Here is a 19,309-nt window from a genome sequence, read left to right as displayed (position 1 = left end):
ACAAAAACAAAAACAGAACGTGAGCGAACTGAGTGTTTTGGGTACTTTGCTTTTTTGGCAGTCCCTTGGCATGTGCGGGTTGTAGAGATGCAAAAAAGAACCACCTGTAAAGTGGCGAAGCACCTACCGATGACTTGCTCGATGTCTTTGACTGCTCATTGTGTTCAAAGCCATCCGTTTGCACTGCTGAGAAGCCCCGGTTTTGGGGATATACAGTGGGGTAAAATACAAAGAAAAATCCCGGCATAAAAATAAAAACAATGCAGATCGCCAATACTTAAGGGCGGGCTCGTGAAAGCGGACCCGCCTTTTAATTTGCAGAAACCCCAGGATTCCCGGTCCAAACGTGTGCAAATCCCGCACAAAGCGTTAAACTCTCCGTTTTGCTCAACGCAACCACGGATTTCAATGCAAAAATCACTCTCTTCCATCTTCGGGCAATCCGTTGACAAGCTTCGAACCTTCATTCCCGGTAACGGGAAAAAAAAGGCTCGCACCTATCAGCGACGGGAAGTTCCCAGAGATCAGCATAACGTTTCACGCTCAGCGATCAGTGAGCCCGCCAAAAAAGTCCTCAGCCGACTCAACAAGTCCGGTTACGAGGCGTATCTTGTTGGCGGTGGCGTTCGCGACATACTTCTGGGGCAGCAACCTAAAGACTTCGATGTGGCTACTAACGCCACCCCGGAAGAGGTGCACGACCTGTTCCGCAACTCCCGCCTCATAGGTCGCCGCTTCCGGATTGTCCATGTTGTATTCGGACGCGAAGTTATTGAAGTAACAACCTTTCGCGGTAACACCGCCGATGCCGACGAAAACAGCACCGACGACGACCGCAAAACCAATGAGCACGGACTGTTGTTGCGGGATAACGTTTATGGCACCCAGGAAGAGGATGCCCTGCGCCGGGACTTCACCGTTAATGCTTTGTATTACTGCATCCGTGATTTCACGGTTATTGACTTTGCGAACGGCATAGAAGACCTGCGCAACCGCCAACTGCGACTGATCGGCGACCCTGAAACCCGCTACCGGGAAGATCCGGTCCGCATGCTCCGGGCGATCCGCTTTGCGGCCAAGCTGAACTTCGACATAGAGCCGGAAACCGAAGCCCCGATTAACGAGCTTGCGCCTTTACTCGACCACATTCCCCCTGCACGGCTTTTTGAAGAAGTACTCAAACTGTTTTCTGCCGGGCACGGCGAAATAACTTACGATCTGATCACCCGCTACAACCTGCTGGCACCGCTATTCCCGGAAACTGCCAGAGCAATCGAAGCCGGCGAACCGGATGAGCTGATTCGCCAGGCACTGCGTAATACGGATGCCCGTATTGCCCAGGGAAAATCCGTCACCCCCTACTTCCTGTTTGCTGCCATGCTCTGGCCTGCATTGCAAAGGGAGTGGCAGCACCGCCAGGAGAATGGCGAGTCGGTACAGCCGGCGCTGCACGGGGCCATTGCCAAGGTTATTGGCCGTCAGGTGCAGGCCACCTCTATCCCCAAGCGCTTCTCCGGCCCCATGAAAGAGATCTGGGAACTGCAGATGCGGCTTCCGCGCCGTCATGGCAAGCGTGCTTTTGTAACCATGGGGCACCCGCGCTTCCGCGCCGCCTATGATTTCCTGCTGGTGCGGGAAGACTGTGGCGAGGTCAAGCCCGGCCTTGGCGAATGGTGGACCCGTTTCCAGCGCCAGAATGAGCATGGCCAGGAGCGCATGCTTTCAGAGCTCAGCAGTGGCGCTCCTAAAAAGCGTCGCCGCCGCAAGCCCACGAAACGGCCGGCACCCTGATGAAAACCGACGCTTTTATTGGCCTGGGCAGCAACCTGAAAGAGCCCGCAGTCCAGCTTGCAAGGGCGGTGGCAGAACTGGCCGGGTTGCCCGATACCACCCTGGTTGCACAGTCACCCTTTTACTGCAGCAGCCCGGTAGGGCCGCAGGATCAGCCGGACTTTATCAACGGCGCCGTCTGGCTCTCTACCGGCCTTGAGCCCCATACACTTCTGGACCAGCTTCAGGCCATTGAGCAAGAACATGGGCGGGAAAGAATCCGACACTGGGGACCACGCACGCTGGACCTTGACCTGCTGATTTACGGTTCCCGGGTGCTGAATGACGAACGTCTGACTGTCCCCCACCGGGAGCTCCCCCAACGGGACTTTGTACTGCAGCCACTGCTGGATCTGGACCCGGAGCTGACACTGCCGGACGGCACCACAATCTCAGCTCTGAGAGCTCAGTGCGCTGACAACCGGTTGCGCCAGCTTCCCCCTCCGGATTACCCTTAACAAATAAACGCCGGGTATCCCGGCACGGTCTTGGCCCACCTACCCAAAAGGCAAGGATTCTATGGCTGTTACCATCAATACCCTGCGAGAATACAAGCAAAAAGGCGAGGCATTCTCCGCCCTTACCTCCTATGACTCCACCTTTGCACAGATGGTCAGTGAATCCGGGGTGGATGTTATTCTGATTGGCGACTCCCTGGGCATGGTTCTCCAGGGGCACGACAGCACTCTGCCGGTCACCATGGAGCAGATGGTGTACCACACAGACTGTGTTGCCAGAGGTAACCGGGGCTCGCTGATCATGGCCGACATGCCCTTCATGAGTTACGGCACCATTGACGCTGCGCTGGATAATGCCGCTGAACTTATGCGGGCCGGCGCCCACATGGTCAAGCTGGAAGGCACGGACTGGATGAAAGACACCATAACCGCTCTGAGCGAGCGGGCTGTTCCGGTTTGTGCTCACCTCGGCCTGACTCCGCAGTTTGTTAACAAGTTCGGCGGCTATAAGGTCCAGGGCCGGGATGAGCAGACGGCCCAGGAAATGATTGAGCATGCCTGCGAACTGGAAGCTGCAGGGGCGGACATCATTCTGCTGGAATGCGTTCCCGCCCCTCTTGCCGCCCGCATTACCCAGTCCGTCAAGGCACCGGTTATCGGGATTGGTGCCGGGTCAGAGACAGATGGGCAAATTCTGGTGGTACACGACATGCTGGGCATGACAACCGGCCGCGTACCCAGGTTTGTGAAAAACTTCCTGGCCGAGGCCGACTCTGTTCAGGACGCCATTGCTGCCTATGCGAAAGCTGTGGGCGAGCGCACTTTCCCCGCCGAGGAGCATACGTTCAAAGCATGAGAACCGTTAACTCACTCAAAGAGCTACGCACCATTCTTCGTGGTTACCGGCAGCAGGAAAAAACAGTTGCCCTGGTACCCACTATGGGAAACCTGCATGAAGGCCACATATCACTGGTACGCAAGGCGGCAGAGGCGGCAGACATTGTGGTCACCAGCATTTTTGTGAACCCCATGCAGTTCGGGGCCAGCGAAGATCTGGACACCTACCCGCGCACACTGAATGAAGACCAGGAAAAACTGTGCGATGCCGGCACCACCCTGGTGTTCGCGCCATCGGTTGAAGAAATCTATCCGGAAGGTCTGGCCAGGCACACCCGTGTCGTGGTTCCGGAAGTCAGTGACGGCCACTGTGGCGCCAGTCGTCCCGGGCACTTTGAAGGCGTCGCCACCGTGGTTTCCATGCTGTTTAACATGGTACAGCCAGATGTGGCCGTGTTTGGTGAGAAAGATTGCCAGCAGCTGGCAGTCATTCGCAAAATGACCCAGGACCTGATGCTGCCCGTTGAAGTGATCGGTGCGCCAACCGTACGGGAATACGATGGCCTGGCCAAAAGCTCACGCAATGGCTACCTGTCGGAAGAGGAGCGCCAGCTGGCTCCGGTAATTTACCAGACACTTCAGGCAACGGCTGCAAAAATCGCCGCGGGACGTGAAGACTTCCTGGAGCTTTCGCAGGAAGCAGGAGACCAGCTTCGCGAGGCCGGCCTGCGCCTGGATTATTTTAATATCGCAAACAGCCAGACCCTGAAACCAGCAACCCGGGAAGACAAGCATGTCACCTTGCTGGCCGCAGCGTTTCTGGGCACTACCCGGCTGATTGATAACCTCTCGGTAACACGCTGAGATACTGGAAAACCACCAGGAAGGGACTCTTAGATGACCTCACCACACCCTGTTCTGACCTCGCTACCTGAATGGCAGGCGCTTGCAACCTGCCGGGAACGGCTGGAAAACCGGTCGATGAGGGCATTGTTTGCAGACGACCCGGACCGGTCAGCGCGCTATTTCGTAGAGGCGGCCGGGCTGTCTCTGGATTACTCCAGAAACCGGCTCACGGAAGAGGTGCACGCAGGGCTGATGTCACTGGCCCGCGGCTGCCGGCTGGAAGAGCGCCGTGCCGCTCTGCTTCGTGGTGACAGGGTGAACACAACGGAGAACCGTCCGGCTCTGCATACCGCCTTACGCAGCCCGGGAACCGACAGAGTGATGGTCGATGGCGAGAACATCAGTGCCGAGGTTGAGGCAACCCTGGCCCGCATGGAAAGCTTTGTGCAGGAAGTACGGAGCCAGGCACGCACCGGGTATACTGGCAAAGCCTTTACCGATGTGGTCAGCATTGGAATCGGCGGCTCTTTTCTGGGCCCCAGGTTAGTCACCGAAGCCCTGCAGCCGTACCAGAGCCCGGGCATTCACTGTCACTATGTCGCCAATATTGACGGCACAGAAATCTGTGAAACCCTGGCAAATGTACATCCTGAAACCACACTATTTCTGGTGCAGTCGAAATCGTTTGGCACCCGGGAAACGCTTGAGAACAGCCGAGCCGCCAAAGACTGGTTCATTGAGCGCACAGGCAACACTCAGGCGGTGGCCAGCCACTTTATGGCCGTTACCGCCAACAAGACGGCGGCGCAGGAATTCGGCATTGCTCGGGATAACATTTTTCCCATGTGGGACTGGGTTGGCGGGCGCTACTCTCTGTGGTCTGCTATCGGGCTTCCTGTTGCCCTTTCCGTAGGCATGGATAATTTCCGCGCCCTACTCGCTGGCGCTCATGCCATGGACACCCACTTCCGCGATACACCGCTGGAAAAAAACATGCCCGTAATCATGGCCATGCTGGGCATCTGGTACGGTAACTTCTGGGGTGCGGAAACCCATGCCATCTTACCTTACGACCAGTACCTGCGAAGCCTGCCGGAACACCTTCAGCAACTGGATATGGAAAGCAACGGTAAGCGGGTGAATCTGCAAGGACTCCCCCTGCAGTATCACTCTGGCCCGGTGATCTGGGGTGGCGTTGGCGTTAACGGCCAGCACGCCTACCACCAGCTGATTCACCAGGGTACCCGTCTGATTCCGGCCGATTTTATCATACCCCTGCAAAGCCATAACCCGGTGGCAACCCACCACGCCGAGCTGTTTGCGAACTGCCTGGGTCAGTCCCGCGCCATGATGGCTGGCAAAACCCTCGACGAAGCAAAGGCCGAACTGGCCGCCAGCGGCATGGCTGAAGCAGAGATAGAGCGGCTGGCGCCCCATAAGGTGATTCCGGGCAACCAGCCAAGCAACACCCTGATGATGGAAAAAGTAACACCGGAAACCGTTGGCGCACTTATCGCCCTCTACGAGCACCGTACTTTTGTGCAGGGAACTATCTGGGGGGTTAACTCATTTGATCAGTGGGGCGTGGAGCTGGGAAAGAAACTGGGGGAAGGCATTCTTCCAAGACTGCTGGGGGCGGCGGATGCTTCGGCAGATAACGCCAGTGACAGCGCCACAGACCACCTGATCCGCCTGTTCCGCTCAGCCAACGGCGCTTGAGATTCTTCTGCCCTGCCAGCTGAAGCTCACCGGCCAGAGCTTCTGGTTAGCGTTATAAGCCTTCCAGAGCTCACGGTAGCTTTTTCGACACACCGGATGCTTAACCCCGGGCGCCAGATCAGCAAGCGGCCGAAGCACAAAGGCATTCTTCAGGATCTCAGCTCTGGGCAGCTCAACGCCATCCATCCGGCCTACGGCTTCACCATAGGTGAGAATATCAAGGTCCAGCGTCCGGGCGCTGAACTTTGGAGCTTCCGGCCGGCGCCCGTTTTCCGCTTCCAGCTGCTTGAAATACCGTGAAAGCTCACCGACTGACAGGTTTGTTCGAATGCCGACAACCAGGTTATAAAATGGCGAGCCATCAAACCCCACCGCCTCGCTTTCATACACAGGCGAGATCTCCAGCGCCCCGAACCAATCCTCCAGGGCATCCAGGGCCGCAGAAACATGACACTCCCTGTTAATATTACTGCCAATACTGATATAAACCGGAACCTGATCTGGCATTACCGAACTCCCCTTTCAATGCACACTCCCACAGACTGCGCAGCCGGAACGGCCCCGGGCTTGCGCAGTTTAAGGCGTACCCAGCTAACACCAAACTCCTGCTGCAGCACCCGGGCCAGAACTTCGGCACCATGCTCCAGCAATTTTGGCTGCAACTGCTGCAGACACCCGACAACCCGATCACTCACCAGGGCATAATCAAGCGCATCGGCAACATTGTCTGACGCTCCGGGAACACGGTTGTCCCAGGCCATTTCCAGGTCTGCCACCAGTGTCTGGGTGACTTCCCGCTCCCAGTCGTATACGCCCACCACGGTCTCTATCATCAGACCTTCAATCAATACGCTGTCTGCCAAGAGTGCTCCCGGAATATTCCATCACTGCCAATTGAATAACATACAGACTGCGGATAGTGTGAACATACAGGCCTGTAAACTGAGGGCCGGTATTTTCGCACACATGACCCTTGTTCGTCTTCGTCTGTGAGACTTGATAATGCCCGTGAGTGATCCGGTGATGACTGTTCTGTTGTGTCTGGCAGCCTATCTTGCCGGCTCGGTTTTATTTGCCATACCGGTCAGCCGGCTGTGGCGCCTGCCGGATCCGCGGGCACAGGGGTCAGGCAACCCGGGCGCCACCAACGTTTATCGTACCGGTGGCTGGTTACCGGCACTGGCCACCCTGGCTCTGGATGCGGCAAAAGGCTGGTTGCCGGCATGGCTGGCATACAGCGCGGGGCTGTCAGTCCTGGCCCAGGCGATCATTGCCCTGTGCGCGGTTACCGGCCACATGATCCCGGTTTTCTACCGGTTTAAAGGCGGTAAAGGCGTGGCCACTGCTCTGGGCGCCGGGCTGGCACTGGCGCCAGTAACCACTCTGGTAATGGCCATCCTCTGGTTGCTGGTGTTATGGCGCTGGCGGATTTCTGCACTGGCCTCGGTAACAGCCATCCTCAGCGGCCCACTTATCAGTGCGATCCTTGAACCGGACACCCTGCCAATGTTCGGCCTGCTGGCGATTCTGGTTGTGGTTCGCCACCGCAACAATTTGATCCGGCTGGCCCAGGGGCGGGAAACCGGCCTCTGACAATCAGTCAACCAGCCCCGCCTGGCGAGCCTCCGCCAGCGATGGCAAAGCATTCATTGGCCACCTGGGCACAGCGACAATGCGCTCCCCGTCACGCTGACCGGCCAGCATTCGCTGGGCACCGGCGTACGCAATCATGGCCCCGTTATCCGTGCAAAACTCCGGACGGGCATAAAATACGTGAGCGCGCAGCTTGGTCGCCATTTTCTCAAGTCCTGCACGCAAACGCTTATTGGCACTTACACCACCGGCAATCACAAGACGGTCGCAGCCGGTCTGCTCCAGAGCCCGCCGGCACTTGATCACCAGCGTGTCCACCGCCGCGGTTTCAAATGCCAGGGCTATATCAGCACGCACCTGATCGCTCAGACCCTCTTCCGACTGCCTGGCTGCATTAACGGTATTGAGCGTGAAGGTTTTCAGGCCACTGAAACTGAAATCCAGCCCTGGCCGGTCCGTCATTGGCCGGGGGAACCGGTAACGTCCGGGCGTACCTTTTTCGGCTAACGCCGCCACCCGGGGACCACCCGGGTAGTCCAGCCCCAACATTTTCGCCGTTTTGTCGAAGGCCTCCCCGGCGGCGTCATCCACCGACTCACCCAGCATCTGGTATTGCCCGATACCATCCACACGCACCAACTGGGTATGGCCACCCGAGACCAGCAACGCAACGAACGGAAAAGCGGGGGGGTTTTCCTCGAGCATGGGAGCGAGCAAATGCCCTTCCATGTGGTGCACGCCCAGAACAGGTATGCCAAGGGCAAAGCCCAGAGCATGGGCCACAGATCCACCCACCATTAACGCTCCGATCAGGCCCGGACCGGCGGTATAAGCAATACCATCAATAGCACTCCGGGAAAGCCCGCTCTCTGCAAGCACCTGATCACACAGAGGCAATAACTTGCGAACGTGATCGCGGGATGCCAGCTCTGGCACCACGCCCCCGTAATCAGCGTGCATATCAGTCTGACTGAACAGAGCATGGCTCAGCAGCCCTTTCTCTGTGTCAAACAGCGCAACTCCGGTTTCATCGCAGGAGGTTTCAATACCCAGAATCAACATATAACCTGGCCACATTGGTTGGCGTAAATGAATAAACGAGGCATATTCTAGCAGAAACCCGAAACTCACACGCTGTTTCATCGAACAAACATTGACCTGACCCTGACCTGGCGCTATCATTGCCGGCCTAAATCAGGAACTGGTCGAGTTTTAGCCAATCTGACCAGGGTCGACGCTATCTGGCAGCGCCAGATATGCATCTAAATATAACTGAATATATCCAGGTAGGTGATTGTCGAATGCCAGCTGTTAAAGTGAAAGAGAATGAACCGTTTGACGTAGCACTGCGTCGCTTCAAGCGTTCTTGCGAAAAAGCAGGCGTCCTCTCAGAAGTACGTCGTCGTGAGCACTATGAGAAGCCGACCGCTGTTCGTAAGCGTAAAGCAGCCGCTGCCGTTAAGCGTCATCTCAAGAAGCTTCAGCGGGAGCAGCGCAAGTTCGAGCGTCTGTACTGAGTTATTTCAGACGCCGCTTGACTGCAAAGCACTGATTGCCTGTTCAGCCGCGGGCTGCACAGAGCGACCTGAAAATGCCGCCGGGGCCTGGCTTCGGCGGCATTTTTGGCTATTGGTCACGCACGCCAAGAGCCTGAAGTCGGAGCCATCATGAGCGGAATGATCCCCCAACGCTTTGTTGAAGACCTGCTCGACCGGGTAGATCTGGCAGAGCTGGTGGGCTCGCGTATAACGCTCAAAAAGGCCGGAGCAAGCTACAAGGCTCGCTGCCCGTTTCATGATGAAAAAACACCGTCTTTCAATGTAAGGCCGGATAAAGGCTTTTATCATTGCTTCGGCTGTGGCGCTCACGGCGACGCCATCAGCTTTGTGCGTGAATTTGAGGGGATGGGATTTACCGAGGCCGTTGAAGAACTGGCTCGCCGGGTCGGACTGGAAGTACCTTACGACAAAGCCGTCAAGCAGGAAATCCAGCAGGCCCGGACTCTGACAGATGCGCTGGATTTTGCCAGCCACTTTTACCAGACCGCACTGCAGGGCCACCAGGGGTCGTTTGCCCGGGACTACCTTAAACAGCGTGGGCTGGACGAACATATCATCCGGCAATACAACGTGGGCTATGCGCCTGCCGCCGGTACGGCACTGTTCGATACCGCAAGCAAAGACCTGCAGGGGCCGCTGATAGAAACCGGCACTGTGTCCGATAAATTCGGCAGGCCGCGGGATCTGTTCCGCAACCGGGTCATGTTCCCTCTGCGCAACACCCGTGGCAGAACCGTTGCTTTCGGGGGACGCACACTCGGTGATGACAAGGCCAAATACATAAACTCTCCCGAGTCCGACGTTTTTCACAAAAGCCGGGAGATATACGGCCTGTTTGAAGCCAGGCAGGCGCTGAAACAGCTCGACAAGCTGCTGGTTGTAGAAGGCTACATGGACGTGATTGCGCTGGCCCAGCACGGCATTCATTACGCCGTTGCCACCCTGGGCACAGCCACAAACCAGGATAGCCTTCAGGCCCTGTTAAGACAGGTCCGGCACATCGTCTTCTGCTTTGACGGCGACCAGGCCGGGTTCAGGGCGGCCGACCGGGCAATGGAAAACGCCCTGGAGCTGATGACAGACGGCCTTCACCTGCAGTTTTTGATGCTGCCCGAAGGCGAAGATCCGGACACCCTGGTACGCAAAGAAGGACCGGACGCGTTCCAGAAACGCATTGAAGGTGCCACGCCCCTCTCGCGGTATCTGTTTGACCGCCAGAGTGAAGGCCTGGACCTGGAATTACCGGAAAACCGGGGTGAGCTGAAGGCCCGTACAGAACCGCTTCTGAAAAAAATGCCCAGAAGCACCCTGCGGGACGCCATGTGGCACGAGATGCTACGCCTGTGCGGCGGCCGTTCCCAGTGGCAGAAGCGCTCGCCTAAGCAATGGAGCAAGTGGAAAGGCGAACAGCGGGATCGCATTCCCGAAGAACGCATTGATGTAAAACTGAGCAAAGACAGCCTGTTGTGCCTTGCGCTGCTTGAGGCGCCGGACCTGGCCAGCGAAGTCATCGAACTGGCACGCAGTTCCCGCCAGTATAACCAGGCCAGACAGTTTGCCGGCTTTATTGCAGAACACGATCTCCGGGACCGGAAATCACTTATAACCGCCCTCGCCCTGAATGGCGAAGCGCGCAAACAGTTCTATACTATTTTTGATGGCATTGAGCATATCCCGGCACGGGAAAGCACGCTGGCCGCAGCCAGGGAGCTTCTCAGCCCGGATGAGGAATCGACCAGGCAACAACGCCTGGCGGCACTGTTACGAAATTTTGCAAACCTTACCGTTGAAGAACGGCAGGAGTTGCGACAGCTGAGCGCGGGGACTCCCCACTAACAGCACTTGAAACTTAACGCACCAGTCACCATCTAATAAGCATTAAGTAGCGGTGCATTTGAGCGACAGCTATAATGGCTGTTTCATTTTTATTTACATAAGCGAGTTCACAGGGTGTCTATGTCAGGCAATTCGCAGAAATCACGTTTGAAAGACCTCATAGCACGAGGCAAGGAACAAGGCTACCTGACTTACGCCGAGGTAAACGATCACCTCCCGGAAGACATTGCCGATCCGGACCAGGTTGAAGACATCATCCGGATGATCAACGACATGGGCATTCAGGTATCCGAAGTGGCACCGGACGCTGATACTCTGCTGATGACCGACGGCGACTCCACGGCTGATGAAGCCGCAGCTGCCGAAGCCGCTGCCGCGCTTGCCGCTGTGGAATCTGACGCTGGCCGCACCACCGATCCTGTACGCATGTACATGCGCGAAATGGGCACTGTGGAACTGCTGACCCGCGAAGGCGAAATTGTTATCGCCAAGCGCATTGAGCAGGGTATTCGCGATGTAATGGCGGCGGTAGCACACTTTCCCGGCACCGTTGGCACGGTTATTCAGGCCTACGATCGCATTATTGAAAACGAAGGCCGCATCACCGACATCGTAACCGGTTTTCTCGACCCGGACGGCGCCGAGCCCTTCATGCCAGAGCCAGCGCCCAAGCCGGAAACCTCGGAAGAAGACAAAGCTGATGACGAGGAAGAAGAAGAGCCGGAAAGCGGTCCGGATCCTGAAGAGACCCGCCTGCGCTTTGAGCTCATCCGGGAAAAACTGGCGGTTGCCGAAGACCTGCTGGCCAAACATGGCCGGGCAGACAAGAAAACCCAGGCCGCGCTGAACGAGCTGGGTGAGGCGTTTGCACCTTTCAAACTAGGCAATAAAGCCTTCGATGAACTGGTGAACGTGGTTCGCTCCACCAACGACCTTGTGCGCGAAAACGAGCGCGCAATCCTTAGGATCTGCGTGCAGGAATGCAAAATGCCGCGCAAAGAGTTCATCAAATCCTTCCCGGGCAACGAGGCAAACCCCGAGTGGGCTGAACAGATTGTTAAAGGCAAGAAGCCCTACGCAGCCGCAATGGAAGAGCGCCTTGATGATATCGTCCGCCTCCAGAAGCGCATTCAGAACGTACAGACTGAAGTGGATCTGGACGTCGCCGATATTAAAGAGATTAACCGCCGCGTTTCTATTGGCGAGGCCAGGGCACGCCGCGCCAAGAAGGAAATGGTGGAGGCCAACCTGCGTCTGGTTATTTCCATCGCCAAGAAATACACCAACCGCGGCCTGCAGTTCCTGGATCTGATTCAGGAAGGCAACATCGGCCTGATGAAAGCGGTCGACAAGTTTGAGTACCGTCGTGGGTACAAGTTCTCTACCTACGCCACCTGGTGGATCCGTCAGGCCATCACCCGCTCCATTGCGGACCAGGCACGCACCATTCGTATACCGGTGCACATGATTGAGACCATCAACAAGCTCAACCGCATCTCCCGCCAGATGCTTCAGGAAATGGGCCGTGAGCCTCTGCCTGAAGAGCTGGGTGAGCGCATGGAAATGTCGGAAGACAAGGTTCGCAAAGTCCTGAAAATTGCCAAAGAACCCATCTCCATGGAAACCCCCATTGGCGATGATGAAGACAGCCACCTGGGCGACTTTATTGAAGACATCCAGGCGCTTTCTCCGGTCGATTCTGCAACCGCAGAAGGTCTGCGTGAGGCCACACGCTCAGTATTGTCGGGCCTTACCGCCCGCGAATCCAAAGTACTGCGCATGCGCTTTGGCATTGAGATGAATACTGACCACACACTGGAAGAAGTGGGCAAACAGTTTGATGTAACCCGTGAGCGGATTCGTCAGATTGAAGCCAAGGCTCTGCGCAAACTGCGCCACCCTTCCCGCTCCGACCACCTGCGCGGATTCATCGACGATCAGGGAAATCAGGGATAATTTGCAACAACACTGGCGGGCGCCCTACCTCATCGGTATAATGGCGCCCGCTTTGCTTCCCCTTCCCGGAACTCCCTGCAAAGCACAAACTGTTTACACGGGCCTATAGCTCAGTTGGTTAGAGCAGAGGACTCATAATCCTTTGGTCGGCGGTTCGAGTCCGCCTGGGCCCACCAGTATTTTCAAACACTTAGCCTGCTTTCGAGCGGGCTTTGTTGTTTCTGGTGCACAAATGGGACACTAAACTGCAATAAAACACCTCACAGCCCTTCGAGTAACCAGCTCTGAACGTTACTCTACCCTCGCGTTGGCCCGACACCTCCCTCGTAACTTAAAACCAAAACCATCCAACTCTAGCGTGCAAAACTGGCTTAAGATCTGAGGAATCCCCATGAAATGGGTAATAAAATCAGCATGATAGGATTGAAAAAGCCTGCATGAGTCATGCATGTTGTGAGTTACGACACACAACAACATGCGAAGGAGACCCATGCAGGCCCCTCGATTCTTGCATAACTTGCTGACGTCTTCACTCTCCGTGATCCATGCCAAGCGGCTACAGACCGTCCTCGATACCGTTGGCGCTCTGCTGGGCGAGCGACGTCTGGGATTAACGGCCATTGGCCGTGCGTTGCCGAGCTCGACGGATGCCAAGCACGCCATCAAACGAGTCGATCGACTATTAGGCAACCCTCACCTTCATCAGGAACGACCGCTGTTCTATTGGCTCATGGCCTCGCTGCTGATCGGCCATACAACGCGCCCACTGATTCTGGTGGACTGGTCGCCGATTGATGACCGCGGCAGGCATTTCCTGCTGCGTGCGGCGGTGCCCTTCGCCGGGCGATCGCTGCCCATCTTCGAGAAGGTTCATCACAAGGAAGGATGCCCATACTGTGAAGCCTATCTGCTGGATGCGCTGGCAAGGTTCCTTCCCGACAAGGCCACGCCGATCCTGGTGACCGATGCCGGCTTTCGTAACCCGTGGTTTCGGGCCGTTGAAGCGCGCGGCTGGTATATCGTTGGACGGGTCCGTCAGCCCGCCCGTTACCAGGCGTCAGGCGAAGCATGGCAACCCGTGAAGACCCTGTTTCAACACGCGACATCGGAACCGCAGGCGTGGGGCTCCGTCCGGATCGCCGAAAACCATCCGTTCCGCGCTCAGATGGTGCTCTATTATCGACCGCCACGGGGACGTAAGCATCGCAATAAACAAGGCCGGATCTCTCGGGACGGCGGCAGCCGGACGATCGCCCGGCGTCAGCAGGAGCCCTGGGTGCTGGTCAGCAATCTGCCGGACCGCTCAACGCTGGCGAATAAAGTGGTAACGATCTACCGACAGCGCATGCAGATTGAGGAAGGGTTCCGCGATGTCAAAAGTCCCTTGTTCGGGCTGGGCTTCGGCATGCATCAGTCTCGCCAGGGCAAGCGCATCGAGGTCCTGCTGCTGATCGCCATGTTGGCGAACGTGGCCATGATGGTGGCCGGCCTGGATGTCCGAGCCCGGGGGCAACAGCGGCGCTATCAGAGCAACAGTATCCGGCACCGGAGCGTGCTTTCCGTGTGGCGCCTGGGCTTGGAATGTCTTCGTCGTCATCAACCCGACGCCGTGCCTTGGCCTGCTTGGACAACCCTCCGAGCACGACTTCGCGAGGAAGTCAGGGAGCAGAGCCTATGCGGCGAGTAGCAACATATTCGTGGGGATTCGTCAGGATTGAATCCACCTTCGCCACAGTACGCCTGAGGACCAAGCGGAGCCGGTCTTGCGGCTCTCGGGACACCACGTTATCGATGGTGTTCAAACTGCTCCAGTCCGCCCAGGAACGCTGGAAGCGGATTAAGGGGTTCGACCAACTGAAGCTGGTCGTGGACAACGTTCAGTTTCAGGATGGAATTCAGGTGGATGATCAATCTGACAGGAGCGCTGCCTGATGGTCATACACCAGATTTGACAATAACTCGTCATCTGCACCAGGTCAAGGCTGAAGAAAACAGCGCAGTGGCCACAACTTGGTCACATTTTGGTCACACGCAAACAAAAAGGCCCTACGCGTTAGCGTAAGGCCTTGATTTGTCTGGTGCGCCCAGCAGGATTCGAACCTGCGACCCTCGGCTTCGGAGGCCGGACACATCCTATTTTTCTTGCCTAGGCCTATAGGCCAAATATACAGCTAAAAAATCTCAAAAACAATTAATATCAAAGACTTACCTTACGATATCTTGCGATTTTGGCTTATTTCGTCGAGCAACTTAACGCCGATTAGCGCCGCCCTTCACCATACGGCTGGACACAGCTTGGCACATAATGTGATTTGGGTGTGTCCGGTTTCCGGACACTTTTGACCCTTGGCCAAACTGTTTTCTGCGGGAAGCGATATCGTCACACAAAAAAATGGTGACATGATTCCAGCCGTAGCCATTTCCCTGCGCTTCGGCCTGCCACCCGGCAGATTGATATCTGCTTTTGAATGGCCAGCTCTCAGCCTGTGTAATAACCCCCTGGTTTCTGCACACCCTACGCTATTAATGCTGGGTGTGCCCGTGGCGCCACATAATCGAGAGACTGATGTGGCCGCTCTTCGTTGTAGTATCGAATCCAGCGATCGATCGCTACCCTAGCTTGGCCCAGCTTGATAGCTATCGGCCGCTGCTGCCTCCGTGCGCGAGTAACTGGCCATAGGTATATGGTCGGCTGGCAGGGTGATAATCAACGCATCATCCTGCGCTCCCTCGCGTATCATGGCAAAATGCCTGGTGCTGCAGACTGCCGGTTACCCGGCAGCATCGACGAAAGAGAGCTACACCAAGCGCGACGGTTAAGGCAATAGGCGGGTACGATCGACTAGCGCAGCAGATCGTGGGTCAGCTCAGTCACCGTTTGCAAGGTAACAGTTGATCATGCGGACCCCGACACCAGGCACCTGTCTAATTTTTGGGGTCCACTTCACTTCCTTGGTTACGCGAAAGAAGCTTATTTTCGAGCAACAAGTCCTGGCTCGGAGCACAGGGGCGAAAGTTGGTCGGCATGAAAAAAAGCTATTGGCGCCGGGCGGGTGCATCCTTAGCCACGTAATAGGGGACGTCCGCCTTGGGTAGCGGGTCTCGGCCGCGCACTTTATCCGCCATCTTCTCGGCGATCATGATCGTCGGGGCATTAAGGTTGCCCGTGGTAATTATCGGCATGATCGAGGCATCGATTACTCGCAGACCTTCGAGGCCATGCACACGCCCGGCACCGTCCACCACCGCCATGGCATCATTACCCATCTTGCAGGTGCCGCAAGGATGGTAGGCGGTTTCAGCATTCTGGCGAACGAATTCGTCGAGTTCCGCGTCGGTTTTTATGTCCGGGCCCGGGGCGATTTCACGGCCGCGATACGGGTCAAATGCCGGCTGGGCGATGATCTCACGAGTGATGCGGATAGCGTCGCGAAACTCCTGCCAGTCCTTTTCCTTGGACATGTAATTAAACAGGATACTCGGTGCCGCGCTGGGATCGCGAGAGGTCAGGCGTATGCGCCCTCGACTCATCGAGCGCATGGAGCCTACATGGGCCTGGAAGCCGTGGGCCTGGACCGCGCTTTTGCCGTTGTAACTAATGGCAATCGGCAGGAAATGGTATTGCAGGTTGGGCCACTCTTCCTCGTCGTTGGTGCGGATAAAACCGGCGGCTTCGAATTGATTGCTTGCTCCGACGCCCTTGCCGAAAAATAGCCATTCGGCGCCGATTTTCGGCTGGTTCCACCACTTGAGCGCCGGATACAGCGAGATGGGCTGCTTGCACTCGTACTGGATATACATTTCCAGATGGTCCTGAAGGTTTTCTCCCACGCCGGGCAGTTCATGTACCACCGGGATATCGAACTCTTTGAGGTGCTCCGGGTTGCCGACCCCGGAGCGCAGCAGGATCTGTGGCGAGGCGATGGCACCACCACAGAGCAATACCTCGCGGCGGACCCGCACCTCCTGCTGCTCCCCCTTGCGTGAATAGCTGACCCCTACGGCACGCTTGCCCTCGAAGAGAATACGATCGGTCAGCGCATGAGTCTCAATAGTCAGGTTGGCGCGTTGTTTGGCGATATCCAGATAGCCCCGGGCAGTAGAGGAGCGGCGCCCTTTGGGGGTGACGAAACGATCCATGGGACCGAAGCCTTCCTGCTGATAGCCGTTGACGTCCTCGGTTGCCGGGAAGCCCGCCTCAACACCTGCCCGCATGAAGGTATCGTAGAGTTCATTGTTGTCTGCCTTGGGCGTGGTGACGTGGATCGGCCCATCTCCGCCGTGGTATTCATTGGGGCCGATATCTCGAGTCTCCCACTTCTTGAAATAAGGCAGGCATTCAAGATAATTCCAATCCTCGAGCCCCGGTATCTCGGCCCAGCGATCGTAATCCAGGGCATTGCCGCGCAGATAGCACATGCCGTTGATCAGGGATGAGCCGCCCAGCCCCTTGCCGCGCCCACACTCCATGCGCCGGTTGTTCATATAAGGTTCCGGGTCCGTTTCAAAGGCCCAGTTGTAGCGCTTGCCTTGTAACGGGTAGGCCAGGGCGGCGGGCATCTGGGTACGAAAGTCGAAACGATAGTCCGGCCCGCCAGCCTCCAGCAGCAATACTTGCACCTCGGGGTCCTCAGTCAGGCGTGTGGCGAGCACGTTACCCGCCGAGCCGGCGCCGATAATGATGTAGTCGAACTCACGAGTCTGCGTCATAACCTACTCTTTTTTTACCTGGTGTTAACGTGAAAAACAGCTGTTTCTTTAAGGGATAAAGTCCCAATCGTCTGTCACTATACCCCCTGAAGCGATCAGAAAACCGCTGGGAAAGGGCCCATCTCGACCTGAACAGACTTGATCTGGGTATACTGATCGAGGGACGAAAGACCGTTCTCGCGCCCGATACCCGACTCTTTGTAGCCGCCCACAGGCATCTCCGCCGGCGAATCCCCCCAGGTATTGACCCAGCAAATGCCCGCCTCGAGACGCTGAATCACCCGGTGAGCCCGGTTCAATCCTTCACTGAATAAGCCGGCAGCCAAGCCGTAACGGGTAGCGTTGGCGCGGCGAATGACTTCCTCTTCGTCATCGAAGGCCAGGATCGCCATCACCGGGCCGAAGATCTCTTCGCGTACGATGCGCATGTCATCCGTGCAATCCGTGAAGACCGTGGCCTCCGCCCAGGCACCTTTGGTGTAGTTGTAATCGGAACCACCAGTCATGCGATTGCCCCCAGCGAGCAGGCGTGCGCCTTCCTGCGGCCCGAGTTCGAGGTAGGACATCACCTTCTCGAGATGTTCAAAGCTGACCAGGGGGCCGAAATTGACTCCGGGGTCGAGGGGGTCGCCAGTTTTGATGCGCTTGACGCGCTCAACAATCTTGTCCTCAAAGGCATCCTTCACGGAACGCTGTACAAAGACCCGAGTGCCGTTAGTACATACCTGACCGCTGGAATAGAAATTGGCCATCATCGCCGCGTCAGCGGCACGCTCGAGATCCGCATCGTCGAAAACGATCAGTGGCGACTTGCCGCCAAGTTCCATGGTCACTTCCTTGAGAGTTGAGCCGGCGGCGGCGGCCATGACTTTCTTGCCGGTTCCTGCCTCACCGGTGAAGGTAATCTTGTCGATATCCGCATGCTGGGTGAGCATCTCGCCAACGCGGCCGTCGCCTTGAACCACATTGAATACGCCGTCTGGCAGTCCCGCTTCCGTAAATATCTCGGCGAGCTTGAGGGTGGTCAGCGGCGTAACCTCGCTGGGCTTGAACACCACGGCATTGCCAGCGGCCAGGGCCGGGGCGCTTTTCCAGCAGGCGATCTGGATAGGATAGTTCCAGGCGCCGATGGCGCCGACCACTCCCAGTGGTTCGCGGCGGGTGTAGACGAAGGAATCCTCACGAAGCGGGATCTGCTTGCCCTCGATAGCCGGGGCGAGGCCAGCATAATACTCCAGCGAATCGGCGCCGGTAACAATGTCGACGCTCTGAGTTTCGCTGATGGGTTTGCCAGTATCCAGAGTTTCCAGATGGGCGATCTCATCGTTGTACTCACGCAGCAGCGCCACGGCACGCAGGAGGATTCGGCTACGCTGCATACCGCTCATCGCGGCCCAAGCCCTCTGACCTTCCCGGGCAGAGGCAACAGCCCGATCGATGTCCTCCTGAGACGCCTGCTGTACGCTGGCGAGCACCGAGCCATTCGCTGGGTTAATAGTATCGAAGGTCTCGTCGGAGGTGGCGTTCACTCGGCTGCCATCTATGTAGAGTTGCTGGGTTGTCAAGGTAGTCATGCGATACTCCTGCTGAAACCGGTGTGAGAAACCTTTGTGCGTCGTCGTTCAGGCGTGCTGTTTGGTACCAGCCCTATTGACTGTGACCTTAGCTGATCTTCCAGATAGCCGCAGACCAAACGCTTGGCGCGTTGTATCCTAAGCGTACCATTCAGCCTGGGGCGGGGAAACATCAAGGGCCACTCGTACTGGTCGAGACAGTTGTGGATCAGTTATGCACCGGTGAGCCCATCACATCATAGGCCTAGCCGCCGTCGTTGGGGGTGCACCTCGAGGCGAGCGTACTTCCCGAGACACAACCCTCAGGAACAGCACCTGCCGGTGCTACGCGCCATTCCTGGCGCACAATAAAAACAGGGAGGCCTACTGGCCTCCCTGTACCGGGCACCCC

16 protein-coding genes, 1 tRNA gene and 1 pseudogene are annotated in these 19,309 nt (G+C 56.9%); 12 read left to right on the top strand and 6 right to left on the bottom strand.

Going from position 1 to position 19,309, the window contains the following annotated elements:
- Nucleotides 1-408 precede the first annotated feature (408 nt).
- The 5 genes from pcnB (at nucleotide 409) to pgi (ending at nucleotide 5,690) form a co-directional block, all read left to right on the top strand.
- Nucleotides 409-1,791, top strand: a complete 1,383-nt coding sequence (gene pcnB / locus FFI95_RS05585) for a polynucleotide adenylyltransferase PcnB (protein WP_144821373.1) — start codon at nucleotides 409-411, stop codon at nucleotides 1,789-1,791.
- Nucleotides 1,791-2,288, top strand: a complete 498-nt coding sequence (gene folK / locus FFI95_RS05580; RefSeq protein ID WP_144821372.1) for a 2-amino-4-hydroxy-6-hydroxymethyldihydropteridine diphosphokinase — start codon at nucleotides 1,791-1,793, stop codon at nucleotides 2,286-2,288. The genes pcnB and folK (FFI95_RS05580) overlap by 1 nt, the downstream gene beginning before the upstream one ends.
- A gap of 61 nt (nucleotides 2,289-2,349) precedes the next feature.
- Nucleotides 2,350-3,144: a 3-methyl-2-oxobutanoate hydroxymethyltransferase gene (gene panB, locus FFI95_RS05575; protein WP_144821371.1), complete on the top strand. Its 795-nt coding sequence runs from the start codon at nucleotides 2,350-2,352 to the stop codon at nucleotides 3,142-3,144.
- A complete protein-coding gene (panC, locus tag FFI95_RS05570) occupies nucleotides 3,141-3,989 on the top strand; it encodes a pantoate--beta-alanine ligase (RefSeq protein WP_144821370.1) in 849 nt (282 codons plus the stop codon). The genes panB and panC overlap by 4 nt, the downstream gene beginning before the upstream one ends.
- 33 nt (nucleotides 3,990-4,022) lie before the next feature.
- Entirely contained in the window at nucleotides 4,023-5,690 is a 1,668-nt protein-coding gene (gene pgi, locus FFI95_RS05565; RefSeq protein WP_144821369.1) for a glucose-6-phosphate isomerase, read from the top strand.
- On the opposite strand, the gene folK (FFI95_RS05560) is transcribed toward pgi, so the two are convergent.
- The gene (folK, locus tag FFI95_RS05560) at nucleotides 5,673-6,197 is read right to left on the bottom strand and encodes a 2-amino-4-hydroxy-6-hydroxymethyldihydropteridine diphosphokinase (protein ID WP_144821368.1); all 525 of its coding nucleotides are present in this window, start codon (nucleotides 6,195-6,197) and stop codon (nucleotides 5,673-5,675) included. The two genes, pgi and folK (FFI95_RS05560), sit on opposite strands and share 18 nt — an antisense overlap.
- Complete coding sequence (locus FFI95_RS05555) at nucleotides 6,197-6,553, bottom strand: dihydroneopterin aldolase (RefSeq protein ID WP_144821367.1); 357 nt, start codon at nucleotides 6,551-6,553, stop codon at nucleotides 6,197-6,199. Before FFI95_RS05555 ends, folK (FFI95_RS05560) begins: the two co-directional genes overlap by 1 nt.
- Nucleotides 6,554-6,692: 139 nt before the next feature.
- Between FFI95_RS05555 and plsY the strand changes: the two genes are divergently transcribed.
- Complete coding sequence (plsY, locus tag FFI95_RS05550; protein ID WP_144821366.1) at nucleotides 6,693-7,283, top strand: glycerol-3-phosphate 1-O-acyltransferase PlsY; 591 nt, start codon at nucleotides 6,693-6,695, stop codon at nucleotides 7,281-7,283.
- 3 nt (nucleotides 7,284-7,286) lie between these two features.
- Here plsY and tsaD read toward each other — a convergent pair whose 3' ends face one another.
- Nucleotides 7,287-8,345, bottom strand: coding sequence for a tRNA (adenosine(37)-N6)-threonylcarbamoyltransferase complex transferase subunit TsaD (gene tsaD, locus FFI95_RS05545; protein WP_144821365.1), 1,059 nt, complete (start codon nucleotides 8,343-8,345; stop codon nucleotides 7,287-7,289).
- Between the two features lie 239 nt (nucleotides 8,346-8,584).
- Here tsaD and rpsU point away from each other — a divergent pair, with 239 nt between their 5' ends.
- From rpsU to FFI95_RS05515, 6 genes and pseudogenes are all read left to right on the top strand, one after another.
- Complete coding sequence (gene rpsU, locus FFI95_RS05540; RefSeq protein ID WP_007153483.1) at nucleotides 8,585-8,800, top strand: 30S ribosomal protein S21; 216 nt, start codon at nucleotides 8,585-8,587, stop codon at nucleotides 8,798-8,800.
- 150 nt (nucleotides 8,801-8,950) lie between these two features.
- The gene (gene dnaG / locus FFI95_RS05535; protein WP_144821364.1) at nucleotides 8,951-10,678 is read left to right on the top strand and encodes a DNA primase; all 1,728 of its coding nucleotides are present in this window, start codon (nucleotides 8,951-8,953) and stop codon (nucleotides 10,676-10,678) included.
- A 120-nt stretch (nucleotides 10,679-10,798) separates the two neighbouring features.
- Nucleotides 10,799-12,634 carry an RNA polymerase sigma factor RpoD gene (rpoD, locus tag FFI95_RS05530; RefSeq protein WP_144821363.1) on the top strand — a complete coding sequence of 612 codons (1,836 nt, stop codon included), beginning with the start codon at nucleotides 10,799-10,801 and terminating at the stop codon, nucleotides 12,632-12,634.
- A 99-nt stretch (nucleotides 12,635-12,733) separates the two neighbouring features.
- Nucleotides 12,734-12,810, top strand: a tRNA-Ile gene (locus tag FFI95_RS05525).
- Between the two features lie 314 nt (nucleotides 12,811-13,124).
- Complete coding sequence (locus FFI95_RS05520) at nucleotides 13,125-14,321, top strand: IS4 family transposase (RefSeq protein ID WP_186311965.1); 1,197 nt, start codon at nucleotides 13,125-13,127, stop codon at nucleotides 14,319-14,321.
- 26 nt (nucleotides 14,322-14,347) lie between these two features.
- Nucleotides 14,348-14,566 (top strand): annotated as a pseudogene (locus FFI95_RS05515) (IS256 family transposase); the annotation flags it as partial.
- Between the two features lie 583 nt (nucleotides 14,567-15,149).
- Here FFI95_RS05515 and FFI95_RS15575 read toward each other — a convergent pair.
- From FFI95_RS15575 to betB, 3 genes are all read right to left on the bottom strand, one after another.
- A complete protein-coding gene (locus tag FFI95_RS15575; RefSeq protein ID WP_484177365.1) occupies nucleotides 15,150-15,269 on the bottom strand; it encodes an integrase core domain-containing protein in 120 nt (39 codons plus the stop codon).
- A 401-nt stretch (nucleotides 15,270-15,670) separates the two neighbouring features.
- Entirely contained in the window at nucleotides 15,671-17,344 is a 1,674-nt protein-coding gene (betA, locus tag FFI95_RS05505; protein WP_017429343.1) for a choline dehydrogenase, read from the bottom strand.
- A 95-nt stretch (nucleotides 17,345-17,439) separates the two neighbouring features.
- Nucleotides 17,440-18,918, bottom strand: a complete 1,479-nt coding sequence (gene betB, locus FFI95_RS05500; protein ID WP_026106061.1) for a betaine-aldehyde dehydrogenase — start codon at nucleotides 18,916-18,918, stop codon at nucleotides 17,440-17,442.
- Nucleotides 18,919-19,309 lie beyond the last annotated feature (391 nt).

It is taken from the genome of Marinobacter piscis (assembly GCF_007671655.1).
GTDB lineage: Bacteria > Pseudomonadota > Gammaproteobacteria > Pseudomonadales > Oleiphilaceae > Marinobacter > Marinobacter piscensis.
The sequence above is the reverse complement of the archived record's forward strand: the minus strand, read 5'-3'. Positions and strand labels throughout refer to the sequence as shown.

Excerpts from the sequence above, each read along its gene's own strand:
- pcnB (WP_144821373.1), top strand. The coding sequence starts at position 409 with ATGCAAAAATCACTCTCTTCCATCTTCGGGCAATCCGTTGACAAGCTT.
- folK (WP_144821372.1), top strand. The coding sequence starts at position 1,791 with ATGAAAACCGACGCTTTTATTGGCCTGGGCAGCAACCTGAAAGAGCCC.
- panB (WP_144821371.1), top strand. The coding sequence starts at position 2,350 with ATGGCTGTTACCATCAATACCCTGCGAGAATACAAGCAAAAAGGCGAG.
- panC (WP_144821370.1), top strand. The coding sequence starts at position 3,141 with ATGAGAACCGTTAACTCACTCAAAGAGCTACGCACCATTCTTCGTGGT.
- pgi (WP_144821369.1), top strand. The coding sequence starts at position 4,023 with ATGACCTCACCACACCCTGTTCTGACCTCGCTACCTGAATGGCAGGCG.
- folK (WP_144821368.1), bottom strand. The coding sequence starts at position 6,197 with ATGCCAGATCAGGTTCCGGTTTATATCAGTATTGGCAGTAATATTAAC.
- plsY (WP_144821366.1), top strand. The coding sequence starts at position 6,693 with ATGCCCGTGAGTGATCCGGTGATGACTGTTCTGTTGTGTCTGGCAGCC.
- tsaD (WP_144821365.1), bottom strand. The coding sequence starts at position 8,345 with ATGTTGATTCTGGGTATTGAAACCTCCTGCGATGAAACCGGAGTTGCG.
- rpsU (WP_007153483.1), top strand. The coding sequence starts at position 8,585 with ATGCCAGCTGTTAAAGTGAAAGAGAATGAACCGTTTGACGTAGCACTG.
- dnaG (WP_144821364.1), top strand. The coding sequence starts at position 8,951 with ATGAGCGGAATGATCCCCCAACGCTTTGTTGAAGACCTGCTCGACCGG.
- rpoD (WP_144821363.1), top strand. The coding sequence starts at position 10,799 with ATGTCAGGCAATTCGCAGAAATCACGTTTGAAAGACCTCATAGCACGA.
- FFI95_RS05520 (WP_186311965.1), top strand. The coding sequence starts at position 13,125 with ATGCAGGCCCCTCGATTCTTGCATAACTTGCTGACGTCTTCACTCTCC.
- betA (WP_017429343.1), bottom strand. The coding sequence starts at position 17,344 with ATGACGCAGACTCGTGAGTTCGACTACATCATTATCGGCGCCGGCTCG.
- betB (WP_026106061.1), bottom strand. The coding sequence starts at position 18,918 with ATGACTACCTTGACAACCCAGCAACTCTACATAGATGGCAGCCGAGTG.